Origin of the sequence: Photorhabdus sp. RW14-46, from assembly GCF_963887965.1 — a bacterium.
Classification (GTDB): domain Bacteria; phylum Pseudomonadota; class Gammaproteobacteria; order Enterobacterales; family Enterobacteriaceae; genus Photorhabdus; species Photorhabdus laumondii.
This window is the reverse complement of sequence record NZ_CAWPHH010000031.1, coordinates 44,794-54,493: the sequence shown is the minus strand read 5'-3', so window position 1 is coordinate 54,493 and position 9,700 is coordinate 44,794. Positions and strand designations below refer to the sequence as shown.

The 9,700-nt window shown below is 37.7% G+C and carries 10 protein-coding genes; 5 read left to right on the top strand and 5 right to left on the bottom strand.

Annotated elements, in window-relative coordinates; translation table 11 throughout:
• On the top strand, window positions 1-263 hold a 263-nt coding region (locus AACQ38_RS19355), incomplete at its 5' end, for a hypothetical protein (protein ID WP_207631924.1).
• Between the two features lie 316 nt (window positions 264-579).
• Complete coding sequence (locus tag AACQ38_RS19350) at window positions 580-1,329, top strand: DUF4225 domain-containing protein (RefSeq protein ID WP_165578842.1); 750 nt, start codon at window positions 580-582, stop codon at window positions 1,327-1,329.
• A 345-nt stretch (window positions 1,330-1,674) separates the two neighbouring features.
• Here AACQ38_RS19350 and AACQ38_RS19345 read toward each other — a convergent pair whose 3' ends face one another.
• Window positions 1,675-2,154, bottom strand: coding sequence for an Hcp family type VI secretion system effector (locus tag AACQ38_RS19345; RefSeq protein ID WP_165578841.1), 480 nt, complete (start codon window positions 2,152-2,154; stop codon window positions 1,675-1,677).
• Window positions 2,155-2,525: 371 nt separating this feature from the next.
• Between AACQ38_RS19345 and AACQ38_RS19340 the strand changes: the two genes are divergently transcribed.
• The 3 genes from AACQ38_RS19340 to AACQ38_RS19330 all read left to right on the top strand — a co-directional run bounded on the left by AACQ38_RS19340 (window position 2,526) and on the right by AACQ38_RS19330 (window position 5,955).
• Complete coding sequence (locus tag AACQ38_RS19340) at window positions 2,526-2,837, top strand: hypothetical protein (protein WP_165578840.1); 312 nt, start codon at window positions 2,526-2,528, stop codon at window positions 2,835-2,837.
• Between the two features lie 8 nt (window positions 2,838-2,845).
• Window positions 2,846-3,448 (top strand): BPSS1780 family membrane protein, encoded by a 603-nt coding sequence (locus AACQ38_RS19335; RefSeq protein WP_165578839.1) that lies wholly within the window; start codon window positions 2,846-2,848, stop codon window positions 3,446-3,448.
• A 1,706-nt stretch (window positions 3,449-5,154) separates the two neighbouring features.
• The gene (locus tag AACQ38_RS19330) at window positions 5,155-5,955 is read left to right on the top strand and encodes a BPSS1780 family membrane protein (protein WP_165578838.1); all 801 of its coding nucleotides are present in this window, start codon (window positions 5,155-5,157) and stop codon (window positions 5,953-5,955) included.
• A 95-nt stretch (window positions 5,956-6,050) separates the two neighbouring features.
• Here AACQ38_RS19330 and serS read toward each other — a convergent pair whose 3' ends face one another.
• The 4 genes from serS to lolA are packed head-to-tail and all read right to left on the bottom strand — an operon-like array spanning window position 6,051 to window position 9,534.
• Entirely contained in the window at window positions 6,051-7,340 is a 1,290-nt protein-coding gene (serS, locus tag AACQ38_RS19325) for a serine--tRNA ligase (RefSeq protein WP_165578837.1), read from the bottom strand.
• Complete coding sequence (locus tag AACQ38_RS19320) at window positions 7,307-7,552, bottom strand: hypothetical protein (RefSeq protein WP_158538151.1); 246 nt, start codon at window positions 7,550-7,552, stop codon at window positions 7,307-7,309. The genes serS and AACQ38_RS19320 overlap by 34 nt, the downstream gene beginning before the upstream one ends.
• Window positions 7,553-7,571: 19 nt before the next feature.
• Window positions 7,572-8,915: an AAA family ATPase gene (locus tag AACQ38_RS19315; RefSeq protein ID WP_165578836.1), complete on the bottom strand. Its 1,344-nt coding sequence runs from the start codon at window positions 8,913-8,915 to the stop codon at window positions 7,572-7,574.
• Window positions 8,916-8,922: 7 nt separating this feature from the next.
• Window positions 8,923-9,534 carry an outer membrane lipoprotein chaperone LolA gene (lolA, locus tag AACQ38_RS19310; RefSeq protein WP_011145898.1) on the bottom strand — a complete coding sequence of 204 codons (612 nt, stop codon included), beginning with the start codon at window positions 9,532-9,534 and terminating at the stop codon, window positions 8,923-8,925.
• Window positions 9,535-9,700: the final 166 nt, after the last annotated feature.

Genomic DNA, 9,700 nt, shown 5'->3' with positions numbered 1-9,700 from the left:
CCCATATTTTCTCAGGCAAATCTTTACCGAATGCATTAATAGAAGAGCCTAAAGAATCAAATATCAGAAAAGGAAAAACGAGAAAATATTATATTTACAACAACTACTTTATGAAAGCCATTCATTTAAATCAGTTTTTAACTTGCATTCGCATAATAACAACCATCTTATCAAAACATCGATTACTTATATTTTTTCCAATAATAAATTCATCAAACGTCGAAAATAATCAAATTATTAATTTAAATAAAGAAATTGAATAACATTTTTCTTAAACAAATAAATATATCAATAAAATAGATAAAGAATTAATATTTGCATTGAGAAAAACTTATAACGGATTTTGCTAATAATCCTACGTCTTAAAACGCCCAAAAAAGTATTCTTACAAGTAAAAATAAACCTTGACTTATAATTTCAATTGTATACTTTTAGTACATAACGCTATGTTAAACTAAATTTCAAAGAAACAGGTTACTCATTATGGATGCTTTAGATGAATTTTACGAAAGAAATCCTTCCGCCAGAGGATACTTGGATAACAGTACCAATGAAGAAAGAAAACTCCTAAAAATTTAAATGGATAAACAAAATGAGTTGATGATGCTTATGAACAGAGTTGCCGATAAATATGTAAAATGGAGTCTGGCCAAAGACCATTTTATCGGTGAAGTCATGGCCTATTGCCAAGAAAACACATCAAAGATAAATACCGGGGAGATCTCAATCTCTGAAGCAATAGCTTTATTAGACGAAGAAACCCGATCATTAGAAGATCAAGATGCAACGCTTTCTCAAAAGAGTGTAAGGCAAGCCATTGTTGTAAAGAAAAAGGTAAACAGTGAAAATGCTAGAAGCAGGAATGATGAGACAGTTAATTTGATTGTCTCATGGATTGGATTTATATCTGGTAGTATACAACTCATGGGTGGATTTCTTGCTATTGATACCGGTGTTGGAGCAGCACTTGGAGCACCATTGATGGCTCATGGTTTCAATAATATTGTTGAAAGTGGTTATTATATCCTTTATCGCGAAAGCTATACTGGGCCAGTTAAATTCGTCTATGAAGGGGTTGGAGAAAAAGCTTTTGGAATGGATAAACGCGATGCTGATGTGGTATATACATCGGTTGATGTTGGTATGTCTATTAATGGACTACTTGGCTACAAGCTTGAACCAGATAGTCAACGATTATATCGGTATATTAATGCTGATCTACTTGTTAGCTTAAAACGACTAGGTATGGAAACTATGAGTTATAAAGAAATAACTCTTGAAGTCTTAGGGGACATGAATACCGTTTATGGGCAATATAGATCATATTGAAGGAAGAAGAGAATGGTTGACTATTTATATGTTATTTTTTCTTTACTTGCACTTTATCCTCTATATTTTTCTTTTAAAAAACTTTTAATTCCCTATGATGTTTATATTAATTTATTAGCTATATTACTTATGATGGCATCTGATCTTTTCCATCTACATGTTTTTCATACCGGATGCATTCCATTTTTTAGCGTGCCTACTTCATATGATGATTTTGTATTTTATAGTTCTATTGTACTAGCCATATTATGTAATATCACATTTATGATCGCACACAGCAGGCATTATAGGAAAAACAAATGGTAATTTTGCCGGTAAAACAACACTATTTTACCGGCAAATAAATTAATAAACGCGATCATCCCAAATACTATAAGCACTTGTCCCTGCTATATGATGAGTCCATGTGATACTCTTATAACGTAAAGATATCGTTTCCTGCGGCTGTGCGCCAGCATGTGTTATCGAATGGGGGTGATAAACAGCTAAATCAACTATCGTCGCCTCAATTACCTTTATAGTGTAATACAACTCCTGAATCCCGGATTGATTCGTTCTATAAATATCAAACATACCGTCCAATACTTCATTTTCTGACATCGCTATTCCCAAAAGCGGTGACGATTTATCAACAGGTTTTTTAAATGTTATGGGATGGTGCTTGGCATGCTGATCCCAAGTTAAAGAATGATTGAGATTATATATGAATATCTGGTCTGTATGATCTAATTGGCCTTTATTTCCTATTGAATCTATCGACGAACAACCTGCCGATATCAGGCCCTGCTTACGGCCCTTTAAAGTTAAATAAATTAAGCCTGACATATATGCTACTTCTCAGCGTTAAAATGCCAACTACTAACTATTATTAGTGCTTTTCATTCTACAGAAAAAAACACTCAATGGAATTAAAATTATTCCGATTACATGGGGTAGAAGTTAATTAAATTCAGCCGTCAGTTAACATTGAAACACTTTATTACAATTATTATCAATTTGATAAAATTAAAAACACTTAGCAATACTTTGTAGGAAATTATTTATCTTTTCTGGTCGTTACTTATATTTAATGCTTGTTGAACAATAGAATTAATATAATATATTTACCTAATCTCTCAATCTGACTGTATCTTACGAGATAAAGTCAAGCCGGTGACTTTAAATATCATGCATCAACACATTAATTGGAAAATTATATGGATAATCAAAACTTAAATTCTAACTCCAACGCTATGACTAATGACCATCAGGAAGTATTTATTCCTAATGGTCAGTCCCTCAGTAGCACAGAGGGTGTGAAATGGATTGGTCAGGCATGGCAACTTGTCAAGAACAAGTGGGGTATGTGGATACTACTCTATATTATCTATACCCTATGGATTTCAAGATGCATCGCGACGGCAAGGGAGCGAATCCCCGGGAGCATAGGTAACTATGTGACCGGGGTGAGTGAGTGCAGCCAACAAAGAGGCAATTTGAAAGATAACGGGTATATTCTATATGTATAGCTGGTTTCATGCTTATTCCCTTTATTGGAATATTTACCTTGTTTCTGAACCCAGTATTTATCGGCGGTATAATTGCCGTGTGCGAAAAACAGAGGACTAGCGGAGAATTCGAACTAGGGCTGTTATTCAACGGATTTCAGAAAAACTTTGCATCACTGCTCGGCATTGGTGCTTTAACGCTTGGTATTATACTCCTCGGTGTTATCGCAATGTTTATTGCCGGTGGTAGTGCCGTAATTCATATTCTATTAGCCGCTCAACATGGTGAAATTTCAGTCGAAATGCTTCAAAATAGCCTGTTCTCATTACTTCTTGGTCTCTTTATTCTGATGGTTTTCTCAATTGTGAATGCCGCATTGACCTGGTTTGCACCAGCGCTAATTGTTATCCATAATTTAAAATTTGGGGCCGCCATATCAATGAGCCTAGCCACAGTGAAAAAAAATCTATTACCTGGTTTATTATTCTTTATCACCTCCGCGCTCATTTTCATAATTTCGGTAATGACTTTTGGTTTAAGTTTTCTAATCTCTATACCAGTACTTTTAGTTAGTTATTATTCCTCCTACCGCAGCATTTTTATCAGTAAGGAGAAATCATCCACATTTTAATCGACTAAAAAATACTTAGGTTGACAAGCCTCGCTATTTTAAACGAGGTTTGTTTTTTTATGATGGGAAAACTCCTGCCATTTTCCCGATTTAACTCGTTTGATTGCTATTAGAGGCTACATTTTTACCGCAGAGCGTCAACCACTTAAGGATCATTTAAAACGAGTAAAAAAATCCGAGGTTATACTAATATTAGAAGAAAAAACATCAGGAAAAACAAGGTCTAAATTTTTTAACAAAGTGGAAAAACAACAAATCACCGCATTAAGCAAACTTGCTTAACCAAAAGATTTTACGTAGTCGTAATACATTTTCGCAAAATCAGATAAATCATTAAAAGAAGCCGGAAAATCCTTAGATTAACCAGATTAACCGCAAAAAATAAAAAAGTTTAACAATATTAAAAACTATTAAAGAAATGGGCCTTGATTTTAATACCATTAATGCCAGTTTTTAAAAAAGTACAGGCGCTAAAAACAGCCTATTCCCCGTCGTGTTTAATGCATTTATCGACGATTTTATCCCCCTCTCATTTTACATTTATTTAAACTGCCATAACCATTTAAAAGCACGAACACAGAGAGATTAAGGTTTTTATGTGGCAGGAAGATTTAACTATAGTGCAATTTTTTATAAAGGCAATTAGTTATACTTAATCGAAGGTTATTAACTATTAATAGAGAATTGAAAAGAAATCAGCATGCAAAGGAATATTATCCGAATAGATTGATATTAAGGTGTTTTCTCGCCATTATTTTATACAGCAAGCCATAGAGATAACTTAATAAAAAATGGATAAAACGGTTAATGTATCAGGATTTAAACCCTAAAAAAGAAAAGGATTATTCGAGAATAACATATAGGGATATCTTTATACTCAATGGATTTCAAGATGGATCGCGGCGGCAAGGGAGCGAATCCCCGGGAGCATAGATAACGATGTAACCGGGGTGAGAGAGTGCAACCAACAAAGAGGCAACTTGAAAGATGACGGGGATATATCATCAAGCTATTTACTGGCTGATTTATCAAGATAAAATAAAGGTAAAACAGAGTCAGTAAAGATAAAGCAAGTATGATTAATGTTGTTTAACCGTAAAACACGATATTTCATAATGATTAAACTTAATAAAAAGCAGATATTCAAAGTAGTAAAAAATGGTTAAAACCTTATGTCAATTAAAACCTAAGATTAAAACAATGGTTTTTAATAACAGCACAAAACCTTCCCTTGATAAAGCTTATCAGTGAAAACAAAAATTGATTTATTAATGCTTATATAACCCAGAAAATAAGGGTGTGAATAGTTTGATCAAACAATCTATTTTTCCAAAGGAAACGGCTTTAATCGCGTTTTCAACCACAAGAGTAATTTTTTCATAACCAGTTAAATAATTGACTATCAAAAACCAGCATTGAAATATAAATATTAATTAAATTCTATAAAATAAGATACAATATATTACAGAGATAACTTAGTTATTTAGGAAATGGTAAAACCATTTGATCAAGTTAAAAAAATAAATAGCAAAATATTGCTTATAAACCCACCACATTGTCAGGTAATTACTCCTATTTAGTACTTGTTATTTAATAAAATCATTATAATATACTTGCCAGCTTTTTACGGCTGACCGTGACTTTCAAGGTGCAGACAGAAAAAGAAACCAAATAAATTACAAATCAATATTTAAATTGAAAAATACATGGATAATAAGAACCTAAGTTTTAATTCCAAAGCTATATACAACAATCAGGAGGTATTTATCCCTAGTGGTCAATCCCTCAGTAGCACAGAAGGTATGGAATGGATTAGTCAAGCATGGGGTATCGTCAAACGTAAATTGGGTATGTGGATACTACTTAGTATCATTTATTTCATTATCATATTTGTTTTACAGCTTATTCCTTTCCTTGGGGTATTTACTGTACTTTTTGGTCCAGTATTTTTGGGTGGTATTATTGCCGTGTGTGAAAAACAGAGAACTACCGGAGAATTTGAACTAGGGCTGTTATTCAGCGGATTTCAGAAAAACTTTGTATCACTGCTTGGCATTGGCGCTTTATCATTTGGCATCATGCTTCTTGGAATTGTCGCAATGTTTATTATCAGCAGTAGTACAATGGCTCATATATTGTTAGATAACCAATATGATGAGATCCCAGTTGAAGTATTCCCAAATGATCTCTCTCCATTATATCTTGGTGCTTTTGTTCTGATTATTTTTAACATTTTTGGTACTGCTTTAACCTGGTTCGCACCAGCATTAATCGTCATTCATAATTTGAAATTTGGGGCTGCCGTGTCAATGAGTTTGGAAGCTGTGAAGAAGAATTTATTACCCGGTTTCTTATTCTTCATGGTCATGGCAGTAATGTTCATAATTTCTATCATGACTTTGGGTTTGGGCCTTTTAATAACCATTCCCCTATTTTTAGTCAGCTATTATTCCTCATACCGTAGCATTTTTATTGGAAAGGAGAAATTATCTTCTTTAATTATTTAAGTCTTTATTAAATCTAATAATTTTATTTTCAACAAAAAAATCAATAAAAACGAAGCAAAAAGCGCCAAATCTGGCGCTTTCCATTAATACAATAATCAACCAATATATTCCAAACCACCCATATATGGACGCAATACTTCCGGTATTTCAATACGACCATCGGCTTGCTGATAGTTTTCCATAACGGCAACCAGAGTACGGCCAACTGCCAAACCAGAGCCATTCAGGGTATGAAGTAATTGAATTTTCTTATCTTCTTTACCACGGAAACGTGCTTGCATACGGCGCGCCTGGAAATCCCACATGTTAGAACAGGAAGAGATTTCACGATATGTGTTCTGAGCCGGTAACCACACTTCCAAATCATAAGTTTTACACGCGCTAAAACCCATATCACCAGTACACAATAAAACTTTACGATATGGCAGATTCAGTAATTGCAGTACTTTCTCTGCATGCCCTGTCAATGCTTCCAATGCATCCATTGATTCATCAGGATGAACAATCTGAACCAGTTCAACTTTATCAAACTGGTGCATACGAATCAGACCTCGGGTGTCACGACCATAAGAACCCGCTTCTGAACGGAAACAGGGGGTATGAGCGGTCATTTTCAATGGCAGTTCATTTTCATCCAGAATGTCACCACGAACCAAGTTGGTTATCGGAACTTCAGCAGTTGGGATCAGCGCGTAATGGCTTTCCGCCTCTTCTTCCAGCGGCTTAGTATGGAAAAGATCTTCACCAAATTTCGGCAATTGACCCGTACCATATAAGGTTTCATGGTTTACCAAATAGGGAACATAAGTTTCCAAATAGCCATGCTGTTCTGTGTGAAGGTTTAGCATAAATTGCGCCAACGCCCGATGCAGACGAGCAATTTGCCCTTTCATCACCACAAAACGTGAACCCGTTAGTTTAACCGCGGCAGCAAAGTCCAGACCATTGGTCAATTCACCTAATGAAACATGATCTTGAATCTCAAAATCATATTTACCTGGCTCACCCCAACGGCTCACTTCCAAATTATCGTTCTCATCTTTACCTACCGGTACAGAATCATCTGGAATGTTAGGGATACTTAAAGCCAAATCACGGATTTCAGCCTGAAGTTTTTCCAGTTCAGCTTTCGCTGTATCCAACTTTTCACCTAACTGGTTCACTTCCTGACGCAGTGGATCAATATCTTCACCACGGGCTTTTGCTGCACCAATAGCTTTCGATCGGGAATTACGTTCTGCTTGCAGGGTTTCAGTTTCAACTTGTAAAACTTTACGGCGCTCTTCTTGTTTGCGCAGCGTATCCACGTCAAGGGTATAGCCCCTGCGAGCCAGTTTTTCGGCGACTGCGCCTAGCTCATTACGCAGTATGTTTGGATCGAGCATGCTAGTCCTGTGCTTGTCGTTATTAAGTTATACCCGCTATCTTTCAAGTTGCCTCTTTGTTGGCTGCACTCACTCACCCCGGTCACATAGTTCGCTATGCTCCCGGGGATTCGCTCCCTTGCCGTCGCGATGCTTCTTGAAATCCATAGGGTATAGATGATATGAATAAGCCCACACAAGTTGATGGGCCATAAGGTATTTTTACCCGTCAACCTTACCGCAACAATAACGTTAGCGATAGCGTTTTATCGGGCTATTTTGATCCTGTTCAGCAAGCCAGGCGAGTTTATCGCCTATTTTACCTTCTAACCCTCGGTTAGTCGGATGGTAATAGCGGGTTTCCCGTATCTCAGGTGGAAAATAAACTTCACCCGCCGCATAAGCATTAGGTTCGTCATGGGCATAACGATATTCTTCGCCAAGCCCCATCTCTTTCATCAATTTTGTCGGTGCATTGCGCAAATGCACAGGAACATCATAATCAGGTTTTTCTTTCGCATCAGCCATCGCTGCTTTAAAAGCGGTATAAACCGCGTTACTTTTCGGCGCACAGGCAAGGTAAACAATAGCTTGAGCAATCGCTCTTTCACCTTCTGCCGGCCCGACACGCGTAAAACAATCCCATGCAGCAATAGCTACCTGCATTCCCCGAGGATCGGCATTACCAACATCTTCGGAAGCAATAGCCAATAAACGACGGGCTACATATAACGGATCACCGCCGGCGGTAATGATCCGCGCATACCAGTAAAGCGCAGCGTCAGGGGCAGAGCCACGAACGGATTTATGCAATGCTGAAATCAAATCGTAATAACGATCACCTTTATTATCAAAACGAGCACTTCGCTCTCCACTGACCTCTTTCAATAGCGCCGGTGTCAAAACCCTCTGTCCCTGAGCATTGGTTTCTGCCATATCCGCCATCATTTCCAGCAAATTCAATGAACGACGGGCATCGCCAGCAACCAGCTCCGCGATCATGTGACGGGTATTTTCGGGCAAAACGATATTCTGACCATGATAACCGCGCTCTTTATCACTCATGGCCTGTTCAAGCACCTGCTCAATCTCTTCTGTTATCAATGATTTAAGCAGATAGACACGTGCCCGTGAAAGTAATGCAGAATTCAGTTCAAAAGAGGGGTTTTCTGTCGTAGCGCCGATAAAGGTGATCGTGCCATCTTCAATGTGTGGCAGAAAAGCATCCTGTTGGCTTTTGTTAAATCGATGTACTTCATCAACAAACAGGATAGTTCTACGCCCTGCATTCCGGTTCTGACGCGCTTTTTCAATCGATTCACGTATCTCTTTGATGCCGGAAGTGACCGCAGATATCCGTTCAACATCAGCCTGAGCATAATGCCCAATAATTTCAGCTAATGTTGTTTTGCCCGTCCCCGGTGGCCCCCATAAAATCATGGAGTGCAGTTGCCCAGCCCGGATAGCCCTTGGCAGAGGTTTTCCCTCAGCGAGTAAATGCCGCTGGCCGATATATTGTTCTAATGTCATCGGCCGCATACGCGCGGCCAATGGCCGGAATTCATTTTGAGAAAAATCGAGTGACAAGTTGTTCACTTAAACCTCACTGGCGCTGATCATCCAGCGTAACGCCTTTCGGTAACGTAAAACTGAACTTTGCCGCATCTACATGGGTATTTTGCTGCCCTTTTAATTGATAAGCACTCTTTTGTCCATCCTGCTCAATAGCAGAAAATTTTTGGATAGTGCCATCCGTCGTAACGGTAATCGAGAAACGTTTCAGATTACCAGTGACATTATTCGGCGTCAGTTCAAAATCATTCCCTTGCTGGCTAATTTTATATTGAGACCATTCTTTAGCATCGTTACGAGTAATTAGCATAAATGGCGTATTACCTGTGGCATCTTTCAACCAATTAGCCGTTACCTGCTCAACAAACGGATTATAGAACCACAATGTTTTACCATCCGATACCAAAACACTTTCATCAGGTGATGTCATATGCCAATTAAATAGGTTTGGACGTTTAACCCATAATTGCCCCTCACCTTCCTGAATTGTTGCCCCATCATCACTGGTGACGGTTTGAGTAAAGCTAGCATGAAAACTATTTACTTTACCCAAACGTTCCTGCAAATTTTGGCTAGCATTCGCCCATGCCACATTGATATTCATGCCAGCCATTAAACAACCAATCAATATCAGCTTTTTCATGTCAGAGATACCTTTCTCAGCGTTATTACTTCTTTCTCAACGTTATTACTTCAAGTGATCCATTATCAGGGTCTTCAACGTTCAATATTCATATACCCTATGGATTTCAAGATGCATCGCGACGGCAAGGGAGCGAATCCCCGGGAGCATAGCGAACTATGTGACC

Coding starts and splice junctions, on each gene's coding strand:
- AACQ38_RS19350 (WP_165578842.1), top strand. CDS start 580: ATGGATAAACAAAATGAGTTGATGATGCTTATGAACAGAGTTGCCGAT.
- AACQ38_RS19345 (WP_165578841.1), bottom strand. CDS start 2,154: ATGTCAGGCTTAATTTATTTAACTTTAAAGGGCCGTAAGCAGGGCCTG.
- AACQ38_RS19340 (WP_165578840.1), top strand. CDS start 2,526: ATGGATAATCAAAACTTAAATTCTAACTCCAACGCTATGACTAATGAC.
- AACQ38_RS19335 (WP_165578839.1), top strand. CDS start 2,846: ATGCTTATTCCCTTTATTGGAATATTTACCTTGTTTCTGAACCCAGTA.
- AACQ38_RS19330 (WP_165578838.1), top strand. CDS start 5,155: ATGGATAATAAGAACCTAAGTTTTAATTCCAAAGCTATATACAACAAT.
- serS (WP_165578837.1), bottom strand. CDS start 7,340: ATGCTCGATCCAAACATACTGCGTAATGAGCTAGGCGCAGTCGCCGAA.
- lolA (WP_011145898.1), bottom strand. CDS start 9,534: ATGAAAAAGCTGATATTGATTGGTTGTTTAATGGCTGGCATGAATATC.